Source organism: Vibrio sp. YT-17 (assembly GCF_033337375.1).
In the GTDB taxonomy this organism is placed as follows: Bacteria; Pseudomonadota; Gammaproteobacteria; order Enterobacterales; family Vibrionaceae; genus Vibrio; species Vibrio alginolyticus.
This window is the reverse complement of record NZ_JAWOQP010000019.1, coordinates 21282-46612: the sequence shown is the minus strand read 5'-3', so window position 1 is coordinate 46612 and position 25331 is coordinate 21282. Positions and strand designations below refer to the sequence as shown.

Annotated in this window: 31 protein-coding genes; 13 read left to right on the top strand and 18 right to left on the bottom strand. The window is 44.7% G+C overall.

Features of this window, described 5'->3' with window-relative positions; genetic code table 11:
- Positions 1-158 precede the first annotated feature (158 nt).
- Positions 159-911, top strand: a complete 753-nt coding sequence (locus tag R7F67_RS17485; protein ID WP_104979746.1) for a pseudouridine synthase — start codon at positions 159-161, stop codon at positions 909-911.
- Between the two features lie 103 nt (positions 912-1014).
- Positions 1015-1977, top strand: a complete 963-nt coding sequence (locus tag R7F67_RS17480) for a D-2-hydroxyacid dehydrogenase (protein WP_054577140.1) — start codon at positions 1015-1017, stop codon at positions 1975-1977.
- An 88-nt stretch (positions 1978-2065) separates the two neighbouring features.
- On the opposite strand, the gene yjgA is transcribed toward R7F67_RS17480, so the two are convergent.
- Positions 2066-2593, bottom strand: a complete 528-nt coding sequence (gene yjgA / locus R7F67_RS17475) for a ribosome biogenesis factor YjgA (RefSeq protein ID WP_025767614.1) — start codon at positions 2591-2593, stop codon at positions 2066-2068.
- A 110-nt stretch (positions 2594-2703) separates the two neighbouring features.
- Between yjgA and pmbA the strand changes: the two genes are divergently transcribed.
- On the top strand, positions 2704-4047 hold the full coding sequence (pmbA, locus tag R7F67_RS17470; protein WP_171344973.1) for a metalloprotease PmbA: 1344 nt from the start codon (positions 2704-2706) through the stop codon (positions 4045-4047).
- Between the two features lie 64 nt (positions 4048-4111).
- Here pmbA and mgtE read toward each other — a convergent pair whose 3' ends face one another.
- The 11 genes from mgtE to R7F67_RS17415 all read right to left on the bottom strand — a co-directional run bounded on the left by mgtE (position 4112) and on the right by R7F67_RS17415 (position 12874).
- Positions 4112-5470, bottom strand: coding sequence for a magnesium transporter (mgtE, locus tag R7F67_RS17465; protein WP_005381121.1), 1359 nt, complete (start codon positions 5468-5470; stop codon positions 4112-4114).
- A 148-nt stretch (positions 5471-5618) separates the two neighbouring features.
- Positions 5619-5894, bottom strand: a complete 276-nt coding sequence (locus R7F67_RS17460) for an HPr family phosphocarrier protein (protein WP_005381120.1) — start codon at positions 5892-5894, stop codon at positions 5619-5621.
- A 2-nt stretch (positions 5895-5896) separates the two neighbouring features.
- Positions 5897-6760 carry an RNase adapter RapZ gene (gene rapZ / locus R7F67_RS17455; protein WP_054577138.1) on the bottom strand — a complete coding sequence of 288 codons (864 nt, stop codon included), beginning with the start codon at positions 6758-6760 and terminating at the stop codon, positions 5897-5899.
- 14 nt (positions 6761-6774) lie between these two features.
- Positions 6775-7221, bottom strand: a complete 447-nt coding sequence (gene ptsN / locus R7F67_RS17450) for a PTS IIA-like nitrogen regulatory protein PtsN (protein ID WP_005381116.1) — start codon at positions 7219-7221, stop codon at positions 6775-6777.
- A 2-nt stretch (positions 7222-7223) separates the two neighbouring features.
- Positions 7224-7511 (bottom strand): ribosome hibernation promoting factor, encoded by a 288-nt coding sequence (gene hpf, locus R7F67_RS17445; protein WP_005381114.1) that lies wholly within the window; start codon positions 7509-7511, stop codon positions 7224-7226.
- A gap of 24 nt (positions 7512-7535) precedes the next feature.
- Positions 7536-9005 (bottom strand): RNA polymerase factor sigma-54, encoded by a 1470-nt coding sequence (locus R7F67_RS17440; protein WP_017636186.1) that lies wholly within the window; start codon positions 9003-9005, stop codon positions 7536-7538.
- Positions 9006-9055: 50 nt separating this feature from the next.
- On the bottom strand, positions 9056-9781 hold the full coding sequence (gene lptB, locus R7F67_RS17435) for an LPS export ABC transporter ATP-binding protein (RefSeq protein WP_005381111.1): 726 nt from the start codon (positions 9779-9781) through the stop codon (positions 9056-9058).
- 1 nt (position 9782) lies between these two features.
- Positions 9783-10277 carry a lipopolysaccharide transport periplasmic protein LptA gene (lptA, locus tag R7F67_RS17430; RefSeq protein ID WP_005381109.1) on the bottom strand — a complete coding sequence of 165 codons (495 nt, stop codon included), beginning with the start codon at positions 10275-10277 and terminating at the stop codon, positions 9783-9785.
- Positions 10258-10821: an LPS export ABC transporter periplasmic protein LptC gene (gene lptC / locus R7F67_RS17425; RefSeq protein ID WP_005381106.1), complete on the bottom strand. Its 564-nt coding sequence runs from the start codon at positions 10819-10821 to the stop codon at positions 10258-10260. The genes lptA and lptC overlap by 20 nt, the downstream gene beginning before the upstream one ends.
- 86 nt (positions 10822-10907) lie before the next feature.
- On the bottom strand, positions 10908-11879 hold the full coding sequence (gene kdsD, locus R7F67_RS17420; protein ID WP_005381104.1) for an arabinose-5-phosphate isomerase KdsD: 972 nt from the start codon (positions 11877-11879) through the stop codon (positions 10908-10910).
- 29 nt (positions 11880-11908) lie between these two features.
- The gene (locus R7F67_RS17415) at positions 11909-12874 is read right to left on the bottom strand and encodes a calcium/sodium antiporter (RefSeq protein WP_005381102.1); all 966 of its coding nucleotides are present in this window, start codon (positions 12872-12874) and stop codon (positions 11909-11911) included.
- Between the two features lie 374 nt (positions 12875-13248).
- Here R7F67_RS17415 and mlaF point away from each other — a divergent pair, with 374 nt between their 5' ends.
- The 8 genes from mlaF (at position 13249) to R7F67_RS17375 (ending at position 18690) form a co-directional block, all read left to right on the top strand.
- Complete coding sequence (gene mlaF / locus R7F67_RS17410) at positions 13249-14052, top strand: phospholipid ABC transporter ATP-binding protein MlaF (RefSeq protein ID WP_005388422.1); 804 nt, start codon at positions 13249-13251, stop codon at positions 14050-14052.
- Positions 14042-14833 (top strand): lipid asymmetry maintenance ABC transporter permease subunit MlaE, encoded by a 792-nt coding sequence (mlaE, locus tag R7F67_RS17405; RefSeq protein ID WP_005381100.1) that lies wholly within the window; start codon positions 14042-14044, stop codon positions 14831-14833. The genes mlaF and mlaE overlap by 11 nt, the downstream gene beginning before the upstream one ends.
- A 2-nt stretch (positions 14834-14835) precedes the next feature.
- Positions 14836-15324, top strand: coding sequence for an outer membrane lipid asymmetry maintenance protein MlaD (gene mlaD, locus R7F67_RS17400; protein WP_005381099.1), 489 nt, complete (start codon positions 14836-14838; stop codon positions 15322-15324).
- 2 nt (positions 15325-15326) lie between these two features.
- On the top strand, positions 15327-15965 hold the full coding sequence (gene mlaC / locus R7F67_RS17395; RefSeq protein ID WP_005381098.1) for a phospholipid-binding protein MlaC: 639 nt from the start codon (positions 15327-15329) through the stop codon (positions 15963-15965).
- Entirely contained in the window at positions 15965-16285 is a 321-nt protein-coding gene (locus tag R7F67_RS17390; RefSeq protein WP_005381093.1) for a lipid asymmetry maintenance protein MlaB, read from the top strand. Before mlaC ends, R7F67_RS17390 begins: the two co-directional genes overlap by 1 nt.
- Positions 16286-16288: 3 nt before the next feature.
- Positions 16289-16543, top strand: a complete 255-nt coding sequence (ibaG, locus tag R7F67_RS17385; RefSeq protein WP_005381092.1) for a BolA family iron metabolism protein IbaG — start codon at positions 16289-16291, stop codon at positions 16541-16543.
- Positions 16544-16552: 9 nt separating this feature from the next.
- Positions 16553-17809, top strand: a complete 1257-nt coding sequence (gene murA, locus R7F67_RS17380) for a UDP-N-acetylglucosamine 1-carboxyvinyltransferase (protein WP_005388419.1) — start codon at positions 16553-16555, stop codon at positions 17807-17809.
- 155 nt (positions 17810-17964) lie between these two features.
- Entirely contained in the window at positions 17965-18690 is a 726-nt protein-coding gene (locus tag R7F67_RS17375) for a 1-acylglycerol-3-phosphate O-acyltransferase (RefSeq protein ID WP_005381088.1), read from the top strand.
- 84 nt (positions 18691-18774) lie between these two features.
- On the opposite strand, the gene R7F67_RS17370 is transcribed toward R7F67_RS17375, so the two are convergent.
- The 6 genes from R7F67_RS17370 to arcA all read right to left on the bottom strand — a co-directional run bounded on the left by R7F67_RS17370 (position 18775) and on the right by arcA (position 23364).
- Positions 18775-19164, bottom strand: a complete 390-nt coding sequence (locus tag R7F67_RS17370) for a RidA family protein (protein ID WP_005381087.1) — start codon at positions 19162-19164, stop codon at positions 18775-18777.
- Positions 19165-19294: 130 nt separating this feature from the next.
- A complete protein-coding gene (gene pyrI / locus R7F67_RS17365) occupies positions 19295-19756 on the bottom strand; it encodes an aspartate carbamoyltransferase regulatory subunit (RefSeq protein WP_005381086.1) in 462 nt (153 codons plus the stop codon).
- A gap of 15 nt (positions 19757-19771) precedes the next feature.
- Positions 19772-20701 (bottom strand): aspartate carbamoyltransferase, encoded by a 930-nt coding sequence (gene pyrB / locus R7F67_RS17360; RefSeq protein ID WP_005381085.1) that lies wholly within the window; start codon positions 20699-20701, stop codon positions 19772-19774.
- Between the two features lie 86 nt (positions 20702-20787).
- Positions 20788-20883 (bottom strand): hypothetical protein, encoded by a 96-nt coding sequence (locus tag R7F67_RS17355; RefSeq protein WP_005381084.1) that lies wholly within the window; start codon positions 20881-20883, stop codon positions 20788-20790.
- A gap of 99 nt (positions 20884-20982) precedes the next feature.
- Positions 20983-21987: an ornithine carbamoyltransferase gene (locus R7F67_RS17350; protein WP_318057291.1), complete on the bottom strand. Its 1005-nt coding sequence runs from the start codon at positions 21985-21987 to the stop codon at positions 20983-20985.
- A gap of 156 nt (positions 21988-22143) precedes the next feature.
- Complete coding sequence (arcA, locus tag R7F67_RS17345; RefSeq protein WP_005381082.1) at positions 22144-23364, bottom strand: arginine deiminase; 1221 nt, start codon at positions 23362-23364, stop codon at positions 22144-22146.
- Positions 23365-23947: 583 nt separating this feature from the next.
- Here arcA and rraB point away from each other — a divergent pair.
- Together rraB and R7F67_RS17335 are read left to right on the top strand one after the other, a co-directional pair.
- Positions 23948-24361, top strand: a complete 414-nt coding sequence (gene rraB, locus R7F67_RS17340) for a ribonuclease E inhibitor RraB (RefSeq protein WP_054577136.1) — start codon at positions 23948-23950, stop codon at positions 24359-24361.
- A gap of 154 nt (positions 24362-24515) precedes the next feature.
- Positions 24516-25316 carry a glycosyl hydrolase 2 galactose-binding domain-containing protein gene (locus tag R7F67_RS17335; RefSeq protein WP_033906208.1) on the top strand — a complete coding sequence of 267 codons (801 nt, stop codon included), beginning with the start codon at positions 24516-24518 and terminating at the stop codon, positions 25314-25316.
- Positions 25317-25331 lie beyond the last annotated feature (15 nt).

Here is a 25331-nt window from a genome sequence, read left to right as displayed (position 1 = left end):
TGCGTCTTGTTGTCAAACTAAATTTACAACGTGCTATTTTTAGTTTTTATGCTAAAGGATTGACTTTGTTTTATTGGGTTGAACTTTTCTTCAGAATCCTGCATCTGGGTGCTATTTGGGTATATAATCGCGGCGTTTTTATTTTGTAGAGATCTCCCATGGCAATGCTTGAATATACCCCTCCCACCGACCCTTGGGTTGATATCGTTTTTGAGGATGACGACATTCTGGCAGTGAATAAGCCATCAGGGCTGCTGTCTGTCCCTGGTCGCCTTGCAGAGTATTACGACAGCATGTGGAGCCGCCTCAAAGAGTTGCATCCAGAAATTCAAGTTGTGCATCGCTTGGATATGTCAACATCCGGGTTGATGTTGCTGGCGAAAAACAAACCCACGGAGCGAGCATTAAAAAAGCAGTTCCAATATCGTCTCACTCACAAGGTGTATTACGCACGTGTTTGGGGACATGTTGAGCCGCAAGAAGGGAATATTGATCTTCCATTAATTTGTGATTGGCCAAATCGTCCACGACAAAAAGTATGTTTCGACGACGGCAAACCATCTCAAACTTTATTCCAAGTGGTGAAGCGTGAAGTACACCCTGATGGCACCCATACGACCGTTGTGCGACTACTGCCCATTACTGGTCGATCGCATCAGTTACGCGTGCATTTGATGGCGATTGGTCATGCGATTATTGGTGATGAGTTTTATGCAACTGAAGAGGCGTATCAGTTTTCAGAGCGTTTAGAGTTGCACGCTGCGGAGCTAAGTTTTTATCACCCAGCTACGGATCAGTTGAGAAGTATTTTTGTACCCTGTGACCTTTATCCTGAAGCCGAGGCGATGATCTTTAACTATTTTTCGCCAGAGCGTACATTGCCTGATTATAAAACGTTGCCACACCCTTAATGCCAATTGCACTCAACAGCGGTTCTTTCTAGTTCGCTATTTTTGGCTATTTCGTTACTGTGGTTGATGTATCCTGTCTTTCAGCCGTGAACAAGGAGTTGTTATGTCTTTGCCAAGCATCGTATTTTTAGACCGAGCGACCATCCCAGAACATATTGAGGTCCCACGACCTGGCTTTCCGCACCACTGGCGTGAGTACGACCTAACTGCGCCTGAGCAGGTAATAGAAAGGTTAGCAGATGCCGATATCGTGATTAGCAATAAAGTCCTGCTTGACCAACATGTATTAGAGCAACTACCAAAATTACGGATGATCGCGGTTGCCGCAACTGGTTTTAACAACGTCGATGTGAACTACTGTGCTAATCATGATATTGCGGTTGCTAATGTACGTGGTTACGCGACGCGTTCGGTGCCCGAGCACGTGATGGCAATGTTATTCGCTTTAAGACGGAATTTATTTGGGTACCACCAAGATATTGCCGCAGGTGAGTGGCAGCGTAACCAGCAGTTTTGTTTTTTTACTCACCCAATCGGGGATATTGGTGGTAGCACGTTAGGTGTTGTTGGTAGTGGGGCACTAGGGCAAGCGACGGCGAATCTGGCTCAAGCGTTAGGAATGACCGTGTTGTTTTCTGAGCGTAAAGGGGCGGCAGAATGTAGACCAGGTTATGTGTCGTTTGAGGAAGTATTAAAACGCTCCGATGCGCTGACTTTGCATTGCCCGCTCAACGATCATACTCAGAATTTAATTGGTCAAGCAGAGTTGAAACAAATGAAGTCCAACGCCATTTTGATTAATACAGGGCGTGGAGGTTTGGTGGATGAGAGCGCACTGGTGGATGCCTTAAAACAGCAAGAAATTGCAGCGGCTGGTTTTGATGTTTTTACACAAGAACCGGCTGATGAGAGCAATCCGCTGATTGCCAATATGAGTTTACCTAATTTGTTACTGACACCGCATGTTGCATGGGGCAGCGACTCATCTATCCAACGTTTAGCGGAAATCTTGATTGAGAACATTAACGCTTTCGAGCGCGGAGACCGCGTTAATCGCTTAGTGTAACGCTGACTGTAAAACCAAAGATAAAAAAGCAGACATTGACGTCTGCTTTTTGCGTTTAAATCGAATGCTCATTGCTTGAGCCCTCGAATTAAAACTCTTCTTCGTTTAGACCTTTAAGGATCTGAAAGATTTCGCGGTACGCTTTTGCTGGTTTCCCAGCTTTTCTCTCTTTCGCTGCTTGGCGAGCAAGTTGACGTAGACGCTGACGATCCGCTTCTGGGTACATTTCCATTACGTCATCAATGGCTTTGTCGCCTTCTTCCACTACGCGATCACGCAACGCTTCAAGTTTGTGGAATACCGCCGTTAATTGAGAGTGCTTATTACGAATTTTATCCAGTGCGGCTTGGATTGGCTCTGGATCTTCGTAACGCATCAATTTACCAATACGTTGTAATTGGCGACGACGCGCTTCATTTTTAAAACGTTGCGCGTCAGCAATTGCTTCTCGCAAATCTTCACTCAATGGAAACTTTTCTAGAACTGAAGGTTTGAGGCCGACAAGCTCCTCACCTAGCTTTTGCAGTTCTTCCATGTCTCGCTTCATCTCGGATTTACTTACCCAGATGATCTCTTCTTCTGGTTCCCATGGCGCTTTTTGATTCTTACGTGCCATTTCAGTTGCCTGTGTTTTGATTAATATTATGACTATTTTAACAAGAATCATGGGGAGAAAGCGAAATTCTTGTTATCCTATTGTTCATCAAAGACAAGATGTGAAAGACAATGGATATTAAACAGCAGGTTGCTGAGCAACGTACCGAGCTAGAGCAAGCCGTCGCAAGAGCCTTAAAGCTTGCATCGGCAAAATCTGACGCCGCCGAAGTCGCAATTACTAAAAGCACTGGTTTAAGTGTTTCAACTCGTATGGGTGAAGTAGAGAATGTCGAGTTCAACAGCGATGGTGCGCTGGGCATTACCGTTTACCGAGGTCAACGCAAAGGCAGTGCTTCCACGTCTGATTTAAGTGAAGCGGCAATCGAGCAAACCGTTATAGCGGCGCTAGATATTGCACATTACACATCTGAAGACCCATTTGCAGGCCCTGCAGCAAAAGAATACATGGTGCAAGAGATCCCTGAGCTTGATCTTTTCCACCCTGACGCACCCGATCCAGACTATGCTGCCAATGTGGCGATTGCAGCAGAAAAAGAGGCGCTAAGTTATGACAGTGCAATCAAGCAAAGTGATGGCGCGAGTTATGATAGTCATTACGGCGTGAAAGTGTATGGCAATAGCCATGGCTTATTAGCTAGTTATGCGTCTAGCCGCCATAGTACTAGCTGTTGTGTAATTGGCGTTGGTCAAAACGGCGAGATGGAACGTGATTACAGCTACACCGTGGCACGTCATCGTGATGACTTATGGACCCCAGAAACGGTGGGTCGTAAGGCGGCAGAGAATACGGTTAACCGCTTAGATGCGCAGCGTCTAAAAACAGGTCAATACCCAATCATGTTTGCGGCTGATGTTGCGACAGGCTTGATTGGCCATCTCGTTATGGCGATCAGCGGTGGTAACCTGTACCGAAAATCTTCTTTCTTACTTGACCATCTAGGCAAACAAGTGCTTCCTGAATGGTTCAATATCTCAGAACGTCCGCATGTATTGCGTGGTTTGGCATCAAGTCCATTCGATAGTGAAGGTGTGTACACTCAAGACCGTGAGATCATTACCGACGGTGTGCTAGCAACTTATCTGTTAACCAGTTATGCCGCACGTAAAATGAAGATGACGCCGACAGGTCACGCTGGTGGGATTCATAACTGGTACGTGAAGTCGACAGGCCAAAACTTCGAACAAATGCTTAAAGAGCTCGGTACTGGTCTTCTAGTGACAGAAGTCATGGGACAAGGTGTGAACGTGGTAACGGGTGATTACTCTCGCGGTGCCGCAGGCTTCTGGGTTGAGAACGGCGAGATCCAATACCCAGTATCAGAAATTACCATCGCAGGTAATCTAAAAGACATGTTCACCAAGATTGTAGCGGTTGGTAGTGATATTGAAACGCGCTCACAAATCCAAACAGGCTCTATCCTACTGGATACCATGAAAGTGGCGGGTGAATAAGCTTTTCTAGCAATTCAGAATCAAAAAAGCCTGATGTGTTCATCAGGCTTTTTCGTTTTTTCTGTTAGGTAATCAGTATTGTGGCAAGCCCTAAGAAGACAGATAAACCAATCACATCCGTCACCGTTGTTAATGCCATACCACCAGCTAAAGCAGGATCGATGTTCATTTTTTTCAATAGGATTGGAATCGTTACTCCTGCAATACCTGCGACCAATAAGTTGGTCAGCATGGCGGCGGAAATGATTCCTCCGAGCATCCAGTTACCTTTCCAAGCAACAACAATACCGCCAATAATCAGCGCCCACATGATGCCGTTAAGTAAGCCGATCGAGGCTTCTTTCATTAACAGTTCGCGTTTGTTTGAGTCACCGATATGACCAAGAGCAAGACCACGAATCACTAGTGCGACGGTTTGGTTACCAGCGACACCACCCATGGACGGAACAATCGTCATCAATACCGCAATGGCCGCCATTTGATCTAATGTGGCCTCAAACATGTTAGAAACGGAAGCAGCAGCAAGGGCGGCTAATACGTTAGCGCCAAGCCAGATACTGCGTTTGCGAGCTGATTTTACAACAGGCGCGAAAGTATCTTCGTCATCGTCCATACCCGCCATACTCATCATCGAGTGTTCCGCGTCTTCACGAATAACGTCAACCACGTCATCGATGGTGATACGGCCGACCAAATGCAAGTTTTCATCAACAACAGGTGCAGATACCCAATTACGGCGTTCGAACAGACTCGCAACATCTGAGTCGCTAGTATCGACGGTGATGGCCTCGTCCGCGTCTTCCATTACATCAATGATTTTTACGTCTGGCTGAGTGGTAATAAGCGTCGTGATCGGCAGTTCACCGATGAGCTTACTCTCTTCATCGATCACATACAGGGCATCCGTAGCTTCTGGAAGCTCGCCTTTCATACGTAGATAACGCAAAACTACGTCCACATCGACGTCACCACGAATTGTGATGACGTCGGTGTTCATCAGTCCACCCGCGGTGTCTTCTGGGTAGGATAGGGCGGTTTCGACCCGTAGACGGTCAGAGGAGTCCATTTGCGACAGGACTTCGCGTGACAGGTTGTCAGGCAAGCTACGCAGTACGTAAGCCACGTCATCGGTATCCATGCCTTCTGTCGCTTCTGCAAGCGCTTCTGGTGCCATTTTGGATACGAGGCTGTCTTTGACGTCTTCGTTCAGCTCGTCAAGGATTTCACCATAATCTTCAGGGTCGGTGAGTTGCCAAAGAACTTCACGGCTCTTACGTGGGGAGGCTTCTAAAAGGTGAGCGATATCCTCAGGTTCCATGTCCTGTAATTGACGACGAACATGGACGAAGCGGCCATTTTCTAGCGCTTCTGTGACTTCTTGGAGGGCTTGGTGAGCTTGGTCGAATTCAATTTGCTCTGCCATTCATTCCTCCCAATTCCTGATATTTACAATGCGTTGAATAATAACTTAATTCTAGGCGCCTTTTAATAACAACTTATGATACTAAGCAAATTTATTTATTAGGTCAGGGAAGAGAAAGATAATGGGAGGTAAGAAAAAAGCGAGTAAACTACTCGCCTTCATCAAATTTATCTTCGATCAAGTGGCAAACGGCATCCAGTGCTTCTTCCGCTTGCCCACCCGTTGCGTGGATCGTGACGTATTGTCCTTGAGCGGACTCTAGCATTAACAGGCCCATTACGCTGTCTGCTGTGGCGGTTTTGTCTTCTTCATTGTCGATGGTGATGACCGCTTCAAAGCTCTGTGCCAGTTCGACAAGTTTGACTGCTGCACGAGCATGTAAGCCAAGGCGGTTTTGAATCAATACTTTACGACTTAACTCCACGGCTACTCCTTAGCGTTTTTCTCTAGTGAGGTATGGCGAATTTGTACTTGGTGTCCTTTGTTGGAGAAGTATTCACCGATTTGCTGAGTTAAGTACACCGAGCGGTGCTTACCACCAGTACAACCGATTGCAACGGTCAGGTAGCTGCGGTTGTTTTTCTCAAGCAGAGGTAACCAATTCTCTATAAAGCTTTCAATTTGATATTTCAAACTTAACACCGATTGGTGTTGCTCTAAAAATGCGGCGATAGGAGCATCCAGACCTGTAAGCGGGCGTAGTGCTGGTTCCCAATGTGGGTTAGGTAAGAAGCGAACGTCGAATACGTAATCGGCATCGGAAGGCAGGCCGTATTTAAAACCAAAAGACTCAAATACCATAACGAGCCCTTTGCGATCTCTGCCTTCAACGCGCATACGCACGGTTTCACTCAATTCATGCAAAGACTGCCCACTACTATTTAGGACCAGATCTGCATGCGCTTTGAGTGGCGTCAAAATTTGCTTCTCACGCTCGATGGCTTGATCAAGCGAGAGGGAGGTGCCACCTAAAGATAACGGGTGAATTCGGCGTGTTTCGCTGTAGCGTTTGAGTAGCGTTTCTTTATTAGCGTCCAAGAAAAGCACGGTCACATCAAGCTCAGTTTTTAACTGTTCTAGTGTACTCGTCAGTTCTTTTAGCTTTTTAGGAATATTACGAATATCAATGCTGACTGCAACATTCTGTTTGCTGTCAGCAACAGAATGAACAAATGCGTCCAGCAAGTTAACTGGCAGGTTATCAACACAGTAGTAACCTAAGTCTTCCAGTACACGAAGCGCAATACTTTTACCGGCACCTGAGTGCCCGCTAACAACGATTAGTCGCATGGAGTTAGTCCTGCTTATTGGTGAATCATGATGTCGTAAAGTTCTTCATCACTCTGAGCATTACGCAGTAGTTTTAATACTTGCTTATCGCTCAGACGTTCTGCCATAGAGGATAGAGTCTTGAGGTGCTCTTTGCACTGTTCTTCTGGTACAAGGAGCGCAAAAAGAAGATCGACAGGTCGATTGTCAATCGCATCAAATTCGATTGCTTCATCACATTGCAGTAAGACAGCAATGGCCTTGTCGCTTGATTGCATTCTCGCGTGAGGGATCGCAATACCGTTTCCGATACCGGTACTGCCCATTTTTTCTCTATTGAGCATGCATTCGAACAGCTCGGTAGAATCTTGGCCCGTTTGATCAGCCACGATACGGCTGATCATTTCAAGGGCGCGTTTTTTACTCGTGCAGTGGACCGCACTTTTGGTGCAGTCCAATGACAGTATTTCGCTCAGTTGCATGATTAATGACTGTTTAGTTTTTCTTTGTGCTTATTAAGTTGGCGAACCAATTTATCTACCAGCGAATCGATCGCGGCATACATATTTTCGTCATCGGCTGATGCGTGGATTTCGCCTTGATTTATGTGAAGCGTAGCTTCCGCGATTTGAGTAATTTTTTCAACTTTTAGTACAACATGCACTTGATTGATATGGTCGAAGAACCTTTCGAGCTTCTGAAACTTAGAATTTACATAGTCTTGCATTGAATCGGTAAGATCAACGTGATGGCCTTGAATATTGATTTGCATAGACTTTCCTTTTCAGTTAGTGCCTTATAATAGGCGTTTACGCTGACTTGAAGGGGCAATTCCCAAGGATTCGCGATATTTGGCTATCGTACGTCTTGCGACCTGAATCCCTTGGTCAGCCAGAAGAGCAGCAATCTTGCTATCACTCAGTGGTTTGGCAGTATTCTCTGCTGCGACCAGTTTTTTAATGAGTGCACGAATTGCTGTTGACGAACATTCTCCGCCATTGTCAGTACTAACATGGCTAGAGAAGAAGTACTTCAATTCAAAAATACCACGTGGTGTATGCATAAATTTTTGCGTTGTTACACGAGAAATCGTGGATTCATGCATGTCCACAGCCAAAGCGACATCATTGAGTACCATTGGCTTCATGGCTTCCTCACCATACTCGAAGAAATCTTGTTGATGTTCAACAATACATCTTGCAACTTTGAGTAGCGTCTCGTTTCTACTCTCTAAGCTCTTAATTAACCATTTTGCCTCTTGCAAATTGCTGCGGATGTACTGGCTATCCGCGCTATTACCTTTGCCTAATTGAGCATATTGTTGATTTACTTTTAATTTTGGCACGCTATCCGGGTTTATAGAAACGGTCCATTTGCCATTGTCTTTAAAAACGGATACGTCTGGAATTACGTACTCGGTATCATCAGGAGTGATGCGACTACCTGGACGAGGATCTAACTGTTGGATAAGCTTTAAGACTTCACGAAGATCGGCTTCTTTCAGCTTAGTCTCTTTGATGACGAGCTTGTAGTCTCGGTTGCCTAGGTGATCAATGTGATCCGCAAGTATCATTTTGGCTTCAGCAAGCCACGGTGTGTCTTCCGGGAAGGTCGTCAATTGCAGTAACAAACATTCTTGTAAGTTACGCGATGCTACGCCAAGAGGATCGAATTGTTGAATGCGTTTACGAACGGCTTCTACTTCGTCTAAATCTATCTCTTCATTATCGAAGCTCTCATGAATCTCTTCAGGCGACAAAGTTAAATAGCCGTAGTCGTCAACAGCGTCAATAATCGCTAATGCAATCGTGCGGTCAGTTTCACTGAATGGTGTTAGGTCAAGCTGCCACATGAGGTAATCATGTAATGATTCAGTAGTTTCGCCTTGGTAGACGGGCATATCATCATCAAGAGCTAAGCCTGTGCTACCAGTATTCGCGCTGTAGACGTCATCCCAAGTCGTGTCGATTTCAAGTTCAGAGCTAATTTCTGATTTCTCTATCACATCGGAGCTATCTGGAACGTCAATTTCTGTTGGTTCGCTAGCACTGTTGCTATCAGCAGCCTCGACCGCTGACTTATCTTCACCGTTTGCTAGAGGCTCGTCTTGGCCTTCTTCAACTTCCAATAATGGGTTTGAGTCCAACGCTTCTTGGATTTCTTGTTGAAGATCGAGTGTCGACAATTGCAATAAGCGAATCGCTTGCTGCAACTGTGGCGTCATGGCTAACTGCTGACCTAGCTTGAGTTGTAATGAAGGTTTCATTCAGTGTTACTTACCTTGTAATGCTCAGAATCTTACCGTTCCTAATATAATCATAGACGGAATTGTTCGCCGAGATAAACTTGTTTCACCTGTTCATTATTGAGAACTTCTGCCGGAGTTCCCGATGCAATTAGGTGCCCTTGGCTCACGATATAGGCTTTTTCACATACGTCCAGTGTTTCACGTACATTATGGTCAGTGATTAACACTCCGAGACCACGATCGCGCAGATGCTCAATGATTTTCTTGATGTCATTAACCGAAATTGGGTCAACACCAGCGAAAGGTTCATCCAATAAAATGAACTGAGGGTTGGCCGCTAAAGCTCGAGCGATTTCCACCCTGCGTCGCTCACCCCCTGATAGTGCCATACCAGCACTGGTTCTGATGTGCTGGATGTGGAATTCTTCCAACAAATCTTCCAGTTTATCTTGGCGCTCTTCCCTCGTCATTTCTTGACGAGTTTCAAGTACGGCCATGATGTTATCTTCTACTGAAAGCTTACGGAAAATCGACGCTTCTTGTGGAAGATAGCCAATGCCAAGGCGTGAACGGCTATGCATCGGTAAAATACTGATGTCATTGTCGTCAATGGTAATGGTGCCCTCATCACGAGGTACTAAGCCGACAATCATGTAAAACGAGGTGGTTTTACCCGCACCGTTTGGACCGAGTAGCCCAACAATCTGACCAGATTCAACTTCTAAGCTAACATCAGTGACGACTTTGCGTTTTTTGTAGCTTTTCGCCAAGTTTTTCGCACTCAGTACTGCCATATTAGTTCTCTATCTGATTGGGTTGCAAAATGGTCGTAACGCGCTCTTCCTTAGAGCTATCTGCGACTAGCTTTTGTTTACCAATTTGGTAACGAATCGAAGAACCTTTGATGGTGTTGTTGTCTTGTGCCAGCTGCGCTTGACCTTTCATGGTCAGTTCGTCTGTAGAAATACGGTAATCCAACTCCGTAGCTTGACCACTAAGTGTTTTACCATCGTCCATCAGCTGAGAAAACTTCGCAGGTTTACCAAATGCTTGAATCTGTTTAATTGCTTCGGTTTTAGGATCGCGAGTTACCACGATTCTATCAGCATCGATATTGATGCTCCCTTGCTTAAGAGATACATCGCCTTCAAAAACAACCTGGTTACTCTTCATATCAACCTGTTGGGTGTCAGAGTTTATGTAAACCGGCTGTTGAGTATCCGACTTGAGTGCCAGCGCTTGAGGCGCCGCCAATACCAGTGCCAGTAGGCTAAGGTGTAACGGTTTCATATCGACCTTGAACTTCATCTGTCAGAGTCGCAGTATGCTGTTTTAAGTTGCCTTGCATTGCGCCTCCAGTAGTTTCAAATTGTGGTCCAACCAACATCACTTGTTGGTCAGCTTTAAAATCACGATTGGTTAGATTAATGACCAGTTTGTCTGTTGCCATGGTATCAAAACTCGCACCAGGCAGAAGATTTTGCATTAAGACTTTGTCATATAAAGTCAAAACTTGGTCTTCATCTAACACTGCTCTTGTGGCAGTCACCTTCCATTCAATGACGCTACCTTCACGGTAAACCATCAAAGTCGGGTTATTAAAAATAGTATCTCCACTCTTAGCATAATGGTCTAAGTTAGTGGAGCGAATGATGTAACTGCGGACACCATCTTCACCGTAGGTGATGTTTTCTAATCCAGAACCACTGAACATGGGCAGTTCAGAATCTGGTGCTACTTGAATTGCGTCGTTGCCTTTAGGGGTTAGTAGGTAATAACCGCACCACGCTACAACGAAGATCAAGAGCAAATAAATAAGGCGAGTAAAACTCATATAATGAAGGCCTATCGTTTAGCTCAGTACTTCCCTGACCATTGCCTTTATTCGTCTAATAAATGATTTAAATGTTTGTGCTGATATTACATCACGCCAGCTTTTAGTAAATCGTGCATGTTCAGTGCACCCACAATTTTTTCGTCTTTACATAAAATCAGAGCGTTAATGTTTTTATTCTGCATCAAGTTCAAACCTTCAACCGCCAGCATATCAGGGTGTGCTGTGGTTGGGTTTGTCGTCATGACCTCGCCAATTGCCGTCGTATGAATATCGATACGCTTGTCTAAGGTACGACGTAAATCACCATCGGTGAATATACCAAGCATAGCATCGTGCTCATCGACGATGGCTGTCATGCCTAACCCCTTTTCTGAAATTTCAAGCAGGGCATCGCGAATTAATGCGTCAGGAGAAACTTTAGGTAACGCTTCTCCAAAGTGCATAATATCAGACAACTTAAGTAGCAGTTTTCTCCCCAGTGCACCACCTGGGTGAGACAGGGCAAAATCTTCGGCAGAAAAACCACGAGCTTGAAGCAGAGCTACGGCTAATGCATCTCCCATCACTAATGTGGCAGTCGTACTGCTAGTTGGCGCCAGGCCTAACGGACAAGCTTCTTGAGGTACCGTAATTTGCAGGTGTAAGTCAGACAGCTTGGCCATATTTGATTCTGGCTTACCTGTCATGCTGATGATCTTAATATTCAGGCGCTTTAATACTGGAAATAGAGACAGAATTTCGTTTGATTCACCAGAGTTAGAAATTGCCAGCACAATGTCACCAGGGCTGATCATACCCAAGTCGCCATGTGCGGCTTCGCCTGGATGAACGAAAAACGCCGAAGTCCCAGTGCTTGCCAGAGTGGCGGCAATCTTGTTACCAATATGGCCTGACTTGCCAATACCCATAACGACAACTTTGCCGTTGTTGGAAAGGATAAGTTCACACGCTTTTTCAAATTGATCATCAAAGTAGGTATCTAGCTCTTGCAGAGCAGCAACTTCGATATCAAGAACTTGTTTAGCAGCAGCGCGAAAATCAAATTGATTGGACATATCAGATCTCTACTTATTGATCGTGGTAATTAAGCGGTCATGTTTGCGAATAAGTACACTTGGTAACCTAAGAAGCACACAAACAAGATGGCACCTTCAATACGGTTAATACTGCGTGATTTACCCAAACACATCGCGACAAGTAACAATGAAACGCCTAACATGACCCAGAAGTCACGTCCCATCGCGTACTCACTGAGCACCGATGGATTAATGATGCCAGGAATCCCCATTACCGCCAGAATGTTAAACACATTCGAACCGATAATGTTACCGACAGCCATGTCGTCTTCACCCTTTAAAACTCCCGCAAGTGATGCGGCCAGTTCAGGCAGGCTAGTGCCAATGGCGATAATAGTTAGACCGATAACAAGGTCGCTCATACCAAAGTGTTTAGCAATAATTACCGCGTTATCAACCAGCATGCTGGCTGCCAAAGGAAGCAGTATCAAGCCAATAACCACCCACATGATTGCTTTAGGGTTACTGACGCCTTCTGGGATCTCTGACTCTTGGTCATCAAGAAAAACATCACCTGATTTTTGCTCTTTGCGGCTGATTTGCAACATAGCAAATAAAAATGCCCCAAAGAGTACAAACAATAAGACACCCTCATAAAAACCGAGATGGCTATTCCAAAGCAGAATACCAGCGAGTACGGTTACGGCTATCATGAGTGGCAGTTCTCGGCGGATGACGGCGGAGCTAATCGACAAAGGCTTGATCAGCGCTGTAATACCTAGGATTAACGCAATGTTCGCTATGTTTGAGCCTAATACGTTACCCACCGCTGTATCTGTTTTGCCATCCCAAGCAGCGGTTGCAGATACCATCATCTCAGGGGCGGATGAGCCCATCGCAAGGATTGTCATGCCGATGACAAGCGGGGAAATACCGACGTTGCGTGCTATCGCTGCAGAGCCAAAAACAAGTTTATCTGCACTCCAAACAAGCAAAACAAGACCGACTATAAGCAACGCAACGGCTTCGAGCATGAGAATTCCTAAGTATTAAATAAGTAAAATGAATAACCGCTAATTTTGACCTTTTGCGGCCTAAAATGGAAGATAAACGAAGAATAAATTAAAGGTTAGTAACGAAAATGTATGTAAATCTCACTCATTTAAATGAGCAATTCTGGTCTAGGATTTAAACACTTCGTGCTAATTCGGTCATAAACCATGAGAAATTGCAGGGATATACTCGACTTTATTTAATTGAACAGTGCTTTAAATTCAACGCCAATGTGCTTATGATTGCAGCCTAATAAATGTACCGACGTTACTTTATTAAACGTAGAATTCAACTCCGATGAGTATCTGCTTGATGATTCCGTGAGTTGCAACGCTCCTACAGTAGAAGAGATGATATGTCGAACAACGATTTAGTCACCGTGAACAACCTCACTTTTTCACGGGGAGAACGCATGATCTTTGATGATATTGATCTGCATGTTCCTGAGGGCAAAGTGACGGCCATTATGGGACCATCGGGAATTGGTAAAACAACACTGCTGCGTTTGATTGGTGGTCAGTTGTATCCCGAGCAAGGAGAGATCTGGTTTGATGGCGACAATATTCCCTCTCTCTCGCGTAAAAAACTCTACCATGCTCGAAAGAAAATGAGCATGTTGTTCCAGTCAGGGGCTTTATTCACTGATTTGAATGTTTTTGATAATGTCGCCTTTCCATTGAGAGAGCATACCGATTTATCGGAAGATTTGATTCGCACCATGGTGTTACTCAAGCTCGAAGCTGTCGGTCTACGCGGCGCGGCGCAATTAATGCCGAGTGAGCTTTCAGGTGGTATGGCAAGACGCGCTGCTTTGGCTCGTGCAATCGCACTTGATCCTGACCTGATCATGTACGATGAGCCGTTTGTGGGGCAAGACCCAATCACTATGGGCGTTTTGGTTGAGCTAATTAGCAATCTAAACCAAGCGTTAGGTTTGACCTCTATTGTGGTTTCTCACGACGTACCTGAAGTCATGAGTATTGCTGACTGGGTATACCTGATGGCCGATGGAAAAATCATCGCCTATGGTACGCCAGAAGAGCTGACTCAAAACTCTGATCCTCGTGTCCAGCAGTTCTTACAAGGTGATGCCGACGGTCCTGTACCGTTTCGTTTCCCTTCTCAAAGTATCGAAAAGGACTTATTTGATGGTCGATAACTTCATTCACTTTGTCGCCTCGCTGGGTCGACGCACGCTTTCTATTTGCGGAGCATTTGGTCGTGCGACTTTCATGTTGATTGGGGCGCTATTTTCTAAGCCACAACCGATCAGAAGCTTTCCTCTGCTTGTTAAGCAACTTTATTCTGTTGGTGTTCAGTCGCTGGCGATCATCGTCGTATCTGGTCTGTTCATTGGAATGGTTTTGAGTCTACAAGGCTATGTTGTGTTGGTGGATTACGGCGCAGAAGGCAGTTTGGGGCAAATGGTAGCGCTTTCGTTACTCCGTGAATTAGGACCTGTTGTTACTGCACTTTTGTTTGCTGGTCGTGCCGGTTCTGCGTTAACCGCAGAGATAGGTCTAATGAAAGCAACGGAACAACTGTCTAGCCTTGAAATGATGGCGGTAGACCCATTGAAACGAGTGATTGCACCACGGTTTTGGGCTGGGGTTATCTCAATGCCTTTACTGGCTATGATTTTCATGGCTGTGGGAATTTGGGGCGCTCAGCTTGTTGGTGTTGACTGGAAAGGCGTTGATCACGGTAGTTTTTGGTCAGCGATGCAGTCCTCTGTTGAGCTAGGACAAGACATTGGTAACAGTATGATCAAATGTTTTGCGTTTGCAATTACGGTTACTTGGGTCGCTCTATTTAACGGTTATGATGCTATTCCAACATCGGAAGGGATCAGCCGAGCAACTACGCGCACTGTTGTGCATTCTTCTTTAGCAGTACTAGGATTAGACTTTGTACTGACCGCATTGATGTTTGGGAATTAATCATGCAACAAACACGTAAAACTGAATTATGGGTTGGCAGCTTTGTATTAGCGGGAATTTGCGCGATTCTTGTGATGATTTTTCAAGTTGCTGACGTAAAAAGCATTGGCTCTGGTGATACTTATACCCTCAAAGCCGAGTTCGATAATATTGGCAGTTTAAAAGTTCGTTCTCCCGTAAAAGTGGGGGGCGTTGTGATTGGTCGAGTAAGTAGTATTTCGCTTAACCCAGACAACTTATTGCCAGTTGTAACACTATCTATCAATAGCAAATACAATCAGTTCCCAGAAACGTCGAGCGTACAAATTTTGACATCTGGCCTGATTGGTGAGCAATACATTGGTTTAGTACCTGGCTTCGTTTTTGATGATGAAGTCATGCTGGTGGATGGTGATACCATCGAAGACACCAAATCGGCGCTTGTGCTTGAAGACTTAATTGGTCAAGTACTATACAGCGTAGGTGGTTCAGACGACTCAAGTAAGGAATAACTATGTTAGCGAGATTACTACTTTCAGTTTGTGCTGTGTTTAGCGTTTTTGGAGCAACAGCAGCAGAGGTGGATAAAACCGAACCTTATAAGATGATGAAGCAGGTAGCTGAAGTCACGTTCGAAAGATTGAAAGCCGAACAGCCGAAAATCAAACAAGATCCAAATTTACTTAAAGTGATCGTTGAAGAAGAGCTAATGCCTTACGTCAACTACCGCTATGCAGGGTTAAAACTTCTTGGTCCAAACTTAAAAGGTGCTAAGCGTGAAGATGTACTTGAGTTTATCGATGCATTTCGTGCGTACCTGATTGCGTCTTATGCACAAGTGTTGACGCAATACTCTGACCAAAAAATTGAGTTTGGTCCTGAGCCTAGCATTGATGACTCTAAGCGTATTACAAGCATTAAAGTTGATATCATCGATACTCCGCGTCCAAACATCAAACTTGAGTTTAAACTGCGTAAAGACAACCAGTCTGGTGAGTGGGAAGCATTCGATATGATTGCAGAGGGCATTAGTTTGCTTTCTAGTAAACAATCTGAATGGAACAGTAAAATTCGTCAAGAAGGTATTCTATCTGTTGCTAAAGACCTAGAAAAATTGGCCGCAGAACCGATCCGCTTCGAGGCGAAGAAATAATGGCCCAGACTCCCGCTCAGTGGCAATTGGATCAAAACATTCTTAAGCTAACAGGGGCACTTGATAGAGATACAGTGCCTTCATTGTGGGCGTATGCACAGCAATGGCAACCTGCTCAATCGGAGCTGGAATGCTCGCTAAAAGAGATAGAGCGCGTCGACTCTGCAGGAATGGTGATGTTAATCCACTTATTAGAGCATGCAAAAAAGCAAAACTGTCATATAATGCTCAGTTTCGTGCCGGCGCAACTGCGCACTTTGTTTCAACTGAGCAATGTTGAATCTTTAGTGGCCAAACACATACAGAATTATCAGGGGTAAATTGTGGATAGCGCAAAAGTACAACAGTTATTAGAAGAAGCACTAAACCTTCAAGAAGTGCATGTGAAAGGTGAAGGTAGCCACTATGAAGTGGTTGCTGTTGATGCTTGTTTCGATGGAATGAGCCGCGTTAAGAAGCAGCAGCTAATTTATGCTCCTCTGATGGAATACATCCAGCGTAACGACATTCACGCATTATCAATCAAAGCGTTCACACCAGAAGAGTGGGCTCGTGATAAGAAATTGATGTCGCTTTAAGGTTTATTGATGGAAAAGTTTCGAGTTATTGGGTCAGATAAACCACTAGTTGGTGAAGTGACCATTTCAGGTGCAAAAAACGCAGCACTGCCGATTTTATTTGCGTCTATCTTGGCGGAAGAGCCAGTAGAAGTGGCAAACGTACCACACCTTCGTGATATCGACACAACGATGGAATTGCTTAAGCGTTTAGGCGCGAAAGTAAGCCGCAATGGCTCTGTTCATGTTGATCCAAGCAGTATTACAGAATACTGTGCGCCTTATGACTTGGTGAAAACCATGCGTGCTTCTATTTGGGCTTTGGGTCCTTTGGTGGCGCGCTTTGGTCAAGGTCAGGTTTCTTTACCAGGCGGTTGTGCTATTGGCGCTCGTCCTGTGGATCTACATATTTCTGGTTTAGAGCAGCTTGGCGCAACCATTACATTAGAAGATGGTTATGTGAAAGCAGAAGTGGATGGCCGTCTAAAAGGCGCGCACATCGTGATGGATAAAGTCAGCGTAGGCGCGACGATCACCATCATGTGTGCCGCAGCGCTGGCGGAAGGCACAACAACACTAGATAACGCTGCGCGTGAGCCTGAAATCGTCGATACCGCTGATTTCCTAAATAAGCTTGGCGCAAAAATCTCTGGCGCTGGCACAGATACCATTACGATTGAAGGTGTTGAGCGCCTAGGCGGTTGTAAACACAACGTGGTTGCTGACCGTATTGAGACGGGAACATTCCTTGTCGCAGCAGCAGTATCTGGCGGTAAAGTGGTATGTCGCAACACTAATGCTCATTTGCTTGAAGCGGTTCTCGCCAAGCTGGAAGAAGCTGGCGCGCTTGTCGAAACGGGTGAAGATTGGATCTCCGTTGATATGACCGACCGCGAGCTAAAAGCGGTAAGTGTACGTACTGCGCCACATCCTGGTTTCCCGACGGATATGCAAGCTCAATTTACGCTTCTGAACATGATGGCGAAAGGTGGCGGCGTGATCACAGAGACTATCTTTGAAAACCGCTTTATGCACGTACCAGAACTCATGCGTATGGGCGCTAAAGCTGAGATCGAAGGCAATACGGTTATCTGTGGTGATGTTGAGTCACTCAGCGGTGCGCAAGTGATGGCAACCGATCTACGAGCTTCGGCTAGTTTGGTTATTGCAGGTTGCATTGCTAAAGGCGAAACCGTCGTTGATCGTATTTACCATATCGACCGTGGTTACGACAAAATCGAAAATAAACTGGCTGCACTTGGCGCAAATATTGAGCGAGTGAGCTAGGCAAGTTAAACTGCACCGCAGGTAACTTGGATATCAAGAGAGCCGAAACCTGAGTTTCGGCTTTTTTATATCACTCTCATGACCATATTTTCCCTTTATGGAAAGAGAGATATTAATAGCTGTATCTGGCAAAAGCCGGTTCCTGGAGAACAAGAATGATTGCACTGTTACGTGTATTTGCTGTCGCTATCTTTGCGATTGTTATGTTTATTGGTGGTTGTGGTTACTGCCTATTAAGCCCTAGAAACCCTAAGCACGTTTTCACTTTTGGCCGTTTGTTTGCCAAGATGTCTCGTGTGTTTGGGATTAAGTTAGAGTTGCGTATCCCTGAAGATGCGTATTCACGCGGCCAACATGTTTACATTGCTAACCACCAGAACAACTGGGACATGTTTACTGTTTCTGCGGCTGTGACTCCGAAAGTTGTGACAGTAGGTAAAAAGAGCTTGGCTTGGATGCCACTGTTTGGTCAGCTTTACTGGCTTACGGGTAACATTCTGATTGACCGAGCGAATCGCTCTAAAGCAAAAGGTACTATCGATCAGGTCGTGAGCAGCATGAAAGAAAGTGATGTTTCGGTGTGGATGTTCCCAGAAGGCACGCGTTCTCGTGGGCGTGGTTTGCTGCCATTCAAAACAGGTGCTTTTCATGCGGCAATTGGAGCAGGTGTGCCAATCATTCCTATCGTATGTAGCTCGACGAATAAAATTAAGCTGAACCGTTGGAACAATGGTCATGTGATTGTTGAAATGCTACCTCCAATCAGCACTGAAGGCTATGGTAAAGAGGGCATTCGCGAGTTAGCGAATATCTGTCGTGAACAGATGAAAGAGAAGCTTGAATCGTTAGATGAAGAAGTCAAACAGCGTAATGCTGCTTAAGTTTTACTGCGATATCATCACGAAAAGACAATAAAAAACGGGTAGCCTGAGCTACCCGTTTTTTATGTTTGTCAGCAAGTACAATTATTTGCGAACTGCAATTGCTTCAATCTCGATGCCAACATCTTTTGGTAGGCGAGCCACTTCTACACAAGAGCGTGCAGGGTAGTTTGCTACGCCGTGCTCATCAAAGAACTTGCCGTAAACTTCGTTCACTGTGCCAAAGTCATTTAGGTCTTTAACAAAAACCGTTAGCTTTACAATATCAGATACTTTAAGACCTGAAGATTCAACTACAGCCTTTACGTTTTCTAGAGACTGACGAGCTTGTTCTGCGATATCAGCAGACACTTCACCTGTCGCTGGGTTTACTGGGATTTGGCCTGAAGTAAGAACCATGTTACCTAGATCTACGCCTTGAACGTAAGGACCGATTGCTGCTGGTGCAGACTCAGTGTGAAGTACTTTCGTCATTTGATTTTTTCCATCAGTTGTAGGGAATAAAGATTCTCAGTTTGCCTCTAAACCCTCGGTAGGTAAAGAGCAAAATACCCTGACATTGCAGGGTATTTTAAACGTATCACAGCCTAGTCGTGCGGCGTGTTTATCGCTCGGTTACGATCTCGCGTGAGAACACTTTCTCGCAGTATTTACACTTTAGGCGGATTTCTTGTTTCTTCTCGAACACGCTAAAGCTGCTTTCTACTGGTTCATTATGAGAAATACAGTTTGAATTCGGGCATTCAAATACATCATTGATGCGCTCAGGAAGCTCTAACGCGAGCTTTTTCACCACTTCATAATTCTCGATTTGATTCACGGTCGCGTGAGGAGCATACAACGCTAGCTTGCTCGCTTGCTCTTCATTGATAAACACATTTTCGATTTTGAGTAGATCTTTATGACCGAGTGCTGATGATGGCAAGTTCAGTCCAATCGTTACGCGTTGTGATGAATTGTGCATATCGAACAGTCTTAATACTTTGATGCCGATTTGCGCAGGGATGTGGTCGATGACCGTACCATTTTTGATTGCTTCTACCTGCAATTGAGTTTCTTTAGCCATGATTTTTCCCCTCGATTACAGTGTTTCGTTTAGAACAAGCGCCAGCAGTGCTTGGCGAGCATACACGCCATTTTGAGCTTGCTGGAAGAAGTAAGCATGAGGCGTTTTATCAACATCAGTTGTAATTTCATCCACACGTGGTAGTGGGTGCAGCACTTTCAAGTTCTCACGCGCGCCTTCTAGTAGTGCCGCCGTTAGGATGTAAGCCGACTTAATATGTGCGTATTCCGATTCGTCAAAACGTTCTTTCTGTACGCGTGTCATGTACAGAATATCCAGTTCAGGAATCACACTTTCCATGTCTGTGTGTAGGCTATATTGAATGCCAGCTTCATCTAGTTCTTCGCAGATGTAATCTGGCATTGCCAGCGCATCTGGTGCAACAAAGAAGAAGCGGATGTTGTTAAACTTTGCTAAGGCTTGAGTCAGTGAGTGCACTGTGCGGCCATATTTTAGATCACCTACGAATGCGACGTTCAGGTTGTCTAGACGCCCTTGTGTTTCCGCGATGGTGTATAGGTCGAGTAGCGTTTGAGTTGGGTGTTGGTTTGCACCGTCGCCCGCGTTGATCACTGGCACGCCATTTGAAAATTCAGAGGCCAAGCGAGCGGCGCCTTCTTGTGGATGACGCATCACAAAGGCATCGACGTAAGAAGAGATGACTTGTACTGAATCTGCGAGTGTTTCGCCTTTTTTCGCCAGAGAGGTATTACCATCATTATCAAAGCCAATCACGTCACCACCAATGCGCTGAATCGCTGTTTCAAACGATAAACGTGTACGTGTTGATGGTTCAAAGAAACAACTTGCAACGACTTTGTTTTTAATCAGTTCTGGTCGAGGTGCTTTTTTAAGGCTACCTGCTGTTTCTACGATAAGTTCCAGTTCTTCGCGTGAAAGCTCTGGAATAGAGATGATGTGCTTCTGGTAAAGCGAGTTCGCCATGATCTTCTTCCCTATAACATTGATGACTACATCCAAATAACCGAAAGGAATTTTGGACATAAAAAAACCTCCCCAATGGGGAGGTTTTAAAATTCAATAGAATTAACGAAAATAACACCACGTAAGCGTAGTCGCTTAGCGAGAGCAAATCGCGTTTTTACGTCAGCAATCAGCGTGGTCATTTCTTAATCCTCAGACAAATTGCCGAGCATTATACGCTTAACTTTCGTGAGCGCAAGCGATTACATCATGGTTTTTATCGGCTGTTTTTGCGCGCTGGTTTAGGTTCCTAGCGTCGCAACCATCACGGCTTTGATGGTATGCATACGGTTTTCAGCTTCGTCGAATACGATGGAGTATTCCGATTCAAATACCTCTTCTGTTACTTCAAGGCCTTTCATACCGTATTTTTCAGCGACTTCTTTGCCGACTGTGGTTTCATCATTGTGGAAAGCTGGAAGGCAGTGCATGAATTTCACATGTGGATTACCCGTTTGCTTAATCACGTCCATATTGATTTGATAAGGTGTCATTAACGCTACACGTTCATCCCATGCCTCGGCAGACTCACCCATAGACACCCAAACGTCGGTGTATAGGAAGTCACAACCTTTCACACCTTCCTCAACGCTTTCTGTTAACGTGATTTTTGCACCGGTTTGTTGCGCGATAGTTTGACAAGTTGCCACGAGATCTTCTTCAGGCCAGAACGCTTTTGGCGCGACAAGGCGAATATCCATGCCCATTTTCGCTGCGCCCACCATAAGTGAGTTACCCATGTTGTTGCGCGCATCACCTAGGTAAGCGAAGGTTACTTCATGTAGCTGTTTACCACGGCCGTGCTCTTGCATGGTCAGGAAGTCAGCAAGGATCTGGGTTGGGTGGAACTCATCCGTTAAACCATTCCACACTGGAACACCAGCATAAGTACCAAGCTCTTCAACAATGGATTGGCCAAAGCCTCGGTATTCAATCCCGTCGTACATACGACCAAGAACACGAGCTGTGTCTTTCATCGATTCCTTATGACCGATCTGCGAGCCAGAAGGGCCGATGTAAGAGACTTGAGCACCTTGGTCAAAGGCAGCGACTTCAAACGCACATCGGGTACGAGTCGAAGATTTCTCAAAGATTAGTGCGATGTTTTTACCTTGAAGTTTCTTCTGCTCTGTTCCTGCATATTTAGCTTTTTTCAGCTCTGCAGACAGTTCGAGCAAAAACTGGATTTCTTTGGTTGAGAAGTCCAATAGCTTCAAAAAGTTGCGGTTACGTAAATTGAAAGCCATAGCTCGTCCCTTAGTACATGTGATTAGATTAATAGAATTCATTAAAACATATAAATGCTTTTATTGTGAATAATTATTTTTAATTAAAGCTAAAAAAGGTTGATGTATTCACATCAACCTTAGTTTTGATTCACCTAATGTAAAGGGACGAGTAAGTTATATATCGTCTCGTTCTATTGGACAGCTCATACAGCGAGCGCCACCGCGACCACGACCAAGCTCGTTACCAGGTACTGTCAGTACTTTGATGCCAGCTTTATCGTATTTTTCGTTGGTGTATACGTTGCGTTCGTAACCAATTACTACGCCCGGTTTTACAGTTAGAACGTTATTGGCATCATTCCATTGTTCGCGTTCCGCTTCATAGCTGTCGCCACCAGTGGTGATGATTTTCAGCTGATCTAAGCCAAGAGCGGACTCAATCGCGTGCAGATAGTTATGTGAGGCTTCAACATGCATTTCACCGTTGCCTTTTGGTGTTAAGCGCCATGTGTCGAGATCTTTGCGCATGATCTCTGGGTAAACAGAGAAAGTATCTACATCCATATGGGTCATCACGGTGTCTAAATGCATACATGAGCGGTGTTTAGGCAGATCAATTGCAATCACCTCGGTAGCTTGGCCTGCTTTAAATAGGCTTGCTGCAAGGTTCTCTACACCTTGTGCAGTCGTACGCTCAGACATACCGATAAGAACTGCACCTTTACCAATAACCAACACATCACCGCCTTCGACATTCGCATTATCATAATGCAGATCATCGTCACCGAAGTATTTGATAAAATCTTGGCCAGCAAAAATTGGGTGCCAACGATAAATCGCACGTAGGTGGTTTGTTTCACGTTGGCGTGCAGGCATCATCATCGGGTTAAGAGAAACGCCGCCATAAACCCAACATGAGGTATCACGAGTAAAGAGGTGATTAGGCAGTGGCTCAATAACAAAGTCGAGAGGACGCTTCATTTTTGGCAGCATAGAAGATGAGGAGATCGGTAGCTCTGAGTATGCTAAGCCACCTAAAAAGATGCAGGCAAGATGTTCATCATCCATTTCTGAAAAGTATTGGCGTAGGTCTCGCGCAAATGTTGGCCCGTAGCGAAAGTCAGAAATCTGAGTGTTCAGCAGCCATTGTTTTGCTTCTGGAACAGCGAGGGTTTCGACCAGTAAATCGTGGAGGAGAAGCACTTCAACGTCTTGCTCGCGCAGCGTACGTGCGAATGCATCGTGCTCTTCACCTGCCGCTTCTACAGCAAGAACGTCATCAAATAGCAACTCATGACAGTTTGACGGAGTTAAGTGGGTTAGGGCGCGTTCAGGGCGATTTAATAGAACTCGTCGAAGTTGACCAACTTCTGATCCAACGTACAGCTTGCTCATTTTGTATCCTTACAAATTTTCCAGCCATTAGTTATGACAAGCTTCCTAGAAAGATGCAAGTTATCAAGCTTTGTTTATATTCTGGTGTTTCTGGTTTTGTGAGTTTTTTATTTTTATTTTGATTCTTATGAAATTTATTATTAGATATAAATGCTATTTTACTAAAATTAGAGTGCGTGCGTTTTTATTCTAATTTTCCCGTTGAGAAAGAATACACGCACAGTGCATAAAACGTGCATTTTTATTCTAAATTATGCATTATTAAAGTGAATTTATTCGTTATGCTTCTTCGTTTTACACGTGAGTGTATTCAAGAAAGCATCATAAACACGCATAGAAAGAGAAAATAACCACATTAAGTGTCAATTAGGATGTTCTGAATATTAAAAAATGCCATTCTTTGTTAATTTTTTGTTTCTTTGTGTGGTCGGTTTAATATTTAGATTCAAATAACCGATAAGAATCGCAGTGGTATGATGTTTGTTTGTGGCTTTTCATCGCAATCCATGCCATATTTCACCGGATCAGCATACTCAGTATCGGGTATTGTGTTTCCATCAAGTAACTAATCTGGAGCCAAAACATGTCTCACGAAGATGAATATCTATCAGTAGAAGAATTAATTGAGATTCAAAAGGAAGAGACTCGCGATATCATTGCAGCATTGCTAGAAGATGGCAGCGATCCAGATTCGCTATACGAAATTGAGCACCACCTGTTTGCAGAAGATTTTGACACGCTAGAAAAAGCGGTAGTTGAAGCATTCAAGATGGGCTTTGAAGTTCTTGAAGCAGAAGAAACTGAAGATGAAGATGGTAACAAGTTGCTTTGCTGTGATGCGACTATGGAGTCCGCACTAGACGCAGAAGCGATTGATGCGCAAGTTGAAAAATTGATTTACTTGGCAGAAAAATACGACATCATCTATGACGGTTGGGGTACGTACTACGAAGGCGAAGATGCGCTTTACCCTGAAGAAGATGAAGACGACGAGTAATCAAAGCTCACTACTTTTGGAAAAACCAGCGTTTAACGCTGGTTTTTTTATACCTTGAAAAACTGACGAATGTGGAGGCGATAAATAATTCACATTGAGTTTATAGGGGATTTCTCCCTATAATGCATGAAAATTGATCTAGCTCAAGGTGTATATGCAACTCTCACTCGCCGGTTTATGGCAAGTCTCTCCACTGACGGACCTTTCTATCCCACAGGATGACATTACTTTCCCTGCTCCTTTGAGTCAGGTATTGCCAGCTGAACTGACAGAAGAAGCAATTCGTCAGCAAGAGTGGCACCTGATGCATGACATTGAAGTGGACGAATCCATGATGGCATTCCCAGCGGTAGAAATGGTGTTGGGTGGTGTGGATTACCATGCAGAAGTGCGTTTGAACGGAGTAGCATTGTTCGACTGTGACGGTTCTCAAAATGTCTACAAGAAAGACATTCGTCCGTTCATGCAAATGGGGCGTAACCGCTTTGAAATCTTGTTCTTAGAGGAAGAAGAGGATCTTCTGTTTGATGAAGATAAACCTGAGCTGTGCTCTCTGTCCGATCATGAATATAAAAAAAGTGATGAGCGCTTAGGGGTATGGCAAGAACCGTATCTGCAGTTCATTCGCAATGTACGTTTAGACCGCGTGGCAACCGAGCAGATTTGGCACCACGGTGGTGGTTGCGAGTTTAAAGTAGACTTGTACTATCAAACTTTTGCGCCGGGTCTGGTCTCTGCATCGGTTAAGTTTAATGGTATGACTTACCATATTCCTATTGATGTCCGAGCGGAGCATGCGAGCGCTTTATTCCAGATAGAAGCGCCAAAGTATGCCGATCTTACTGATCCTGATCCAAGTGATCTCTACCAGTTGTCTGTTGAGTTGGATGGGCAGCACCAAAACTTCACTGTTGCCTTGAGCCAGGAGCTTTGTGTTACCCATGTTGTGCTTTAACGTCTAATAATATTA

What these genes read in the sequence shown, in the direction of transcription:
- R7F67_RS17480 (WP_054577140.1), top strand. Translation starts at nt 1,015, where the DNA reads ATGTCTTTGCCAAGCATCGTATTTTTAGACCGAGCGACCATCCCAGAA.
- R7F67_RS17370 (WP_005381087.1), bottom strand. Translation starts at nt 19,164, where the DNA reads ATGACGAAAGTACTTCACACTGAGTCTGCACCAGCAGCAATCGGTCCT.
- lptA (WP_005381109.1), bottom strand. Translation starts at nt 10,277, where the DNA reads ATGAAACCGTTACACCTTAGCCTACTGGCACTGGTATTGGCGGCGCCT.
- R7F67_RS17355 (WP_005381084.1), bottom strand. Translation starts at nt 20,883, where the DNA reads ATGACCACGCTGATTGCTGACGTAAAAACGCGATTTGCTCTCGCTAAG.
- rraB (WP_054577136.1), top strand. Translation starts at nt 23,948, where the DNA reads ATGTCTCACGAAGATGAATATCTATCAGTAGAAGAATTAATTGAGATT.
- R7F67_RS17390 (WP_005381093.1), top strand. Translation starts at nt 15,965, where the DNA reads ATGGCCCAGACTCCCGCTCAGTGGCAATTGGATCAAAACATTCTTAAG.
- ptsN (WP_005381116.1), bottom strand. Translation starts at nt 7,221, where the DNA reads ATGCAACTGAGCGAAATACTGTCATTGGACTGCACCAAAAGTGCGGTC.
- R7F67_RS17375 (WP_005381088.1), top strand. Translation starts at nt 17,965, where the DNA reads ATGATTGCACTGTTACGTGTATTTGCTGTCGCTATCTTTGCGATTGTT.
- mgtE (WP_005381121.1), bottom strand. Translation starts at nt 5,470, where the DNA reads ATGGCAGAGCAAATTGAATTCGACCAAGCTCACCAAGCCCTCCAAGAA.
- rapZ (WP_054577138.1), bottom strand. Translation starts at nt 6,760, where the DNA reads ATGCGACTAATCGTTGTTAGCGGGCACTCAGGTGCCGGTAAAAGTATT.
- pmbA (WP_171344973.1), top strand. Translation starts at nt 2,704, where the DNA reads ATGGATATTAAACAGCAGGTTGCTGAGCAACGTACCGAGCTAGAGCAA.
- mlaD (WP_005381099.1), top strand. Translation starts at nt 14,836, where the DNA reads ATGCAACAAACACGTAAAACTGAATTATGGGTTGGCAGCTTTGTATTA.
- R7F67_RS17350 (WP_318057291.1), bottom strand. Translation starts at nt 21,987, where the DNA reads ATGGCTTTCAATTTACGTAACCGCAACTTTTTGAAGCTATTGGACTTC.
- mlaF (WP_005388422.1), top strand. Translation starts at nt 13,249, where the DNA reads ATGTCGAACAACGATTTAGTCACCGTGAACAACCTCACTTTTTCACGG.
- R7F67_RS17335 (WP_033906208.1), top strand. Translation starts at nt 24,516, where the DNA reads ATGCAACTCTCACTCGCCGGTTTATGGCAAGTCTCTCCACTGACGGAC.
- mlaE (WP_005381100.1), top strand. Translation starts at nt 14,042, where the DNA reads ATGGTCGATAACTTCATTCACTTTGTCGCCTCGCTGGGTCGACGCACG.
- pyrI (WP_005381086.1), bottom strand. Translation starts at nt 19,756, where the DNA reads ATGGCTAAAGAAACTCAATTGCAGGTAGAAGCAATCAAAAATGGTACG.
- kdsD (WP_005381104.1), bottom strand. Translation starts at nt 11,879, where the DNA reads ATGTCCAATCAATTTGATTTTCGCGCTGCTGCTAAACAAGTTCTTGAT.
- R7F67_RS17440 (WP_017636186.1), bottom strand. Translation starts at nt 9,005, where the DNA reads ATGAAACCTTCATTACAACTCAAGCTAGGTCAGCAGTTAGCCATGACG.
- yjgA (WP_025767614.1), bottom strand. Translation starts at nt 2,593, where the DNA reads ATGGCACGTAAGAATCAAAAAGCGCCATGGGAACCAGAAGAAGAGATC.
- lptC (WP_005381106.1), bottom strand. Translation starts at nt 10,821, where the DNA reads ATGAGTTTTACTCGCCTTATTTATTTGCTCTTGATCTTCGTTGTAGCG.
- pyrB (WP_005381085.1), bottom strand. Translation starts at nt 20,701, where the DNA reads ATGGCGAACTCGCTTTACCAGAAGCACATCATCTCTATTCCAGAGCTT.
- hpf (WP_005381114.1), bottom strand. Translation starts at nt 7,511, where the DNA reads ATGCAAATCAATATTCAAGGCCATCACGTTGATCTTACCGATTCAATG.
- mlaC (WP_005381098.1), top strand. Translation starts at nt 15,327, where the DNA reads ATGTTAGCGAGATTACTACTTTCAGTTTGTGCTGTGTTTAGCGTTTTT.
- murA (WP_005388419.1), top strand. Translation starts at nt 16,553, where the DNA reads ATGGAAAAGTTTCGAGTTATTGGGTCAGATAAACCACTAGTTGGTGAA.
- R7F67_RS17415 (WP_005381102.1), bottom strand. Translation starts at nt 12,874, where the DNA reads ATGCTCGAAGCCGTTGCGTTGCTTATAGTCGGTCTTGTTTTGCTTGTT.
- lptB (WP_005381111.1), bottom strand. Translation starts at nt 9,781, where the DNA reads ATGGCAGTACTGAGTGCGAAAAACTTGGCGAAAAGCTACAAAAAACGC.
- R7F67_RS17485 (WP_104979746.1), top strand. Translation starts at nt 159, where the DNA reads ATGGCAATGCTTGAATATACCCCTCCCACCGACCCTTGGGTTGATATC.
- arcA (WP_005381082.1), bottom strand. Translation starts at nt 23,364, where the DNA reads ATGAGCAAGCTGTACGTTGGATCAGAAGTTGGTCAACTTCGACGAGTT.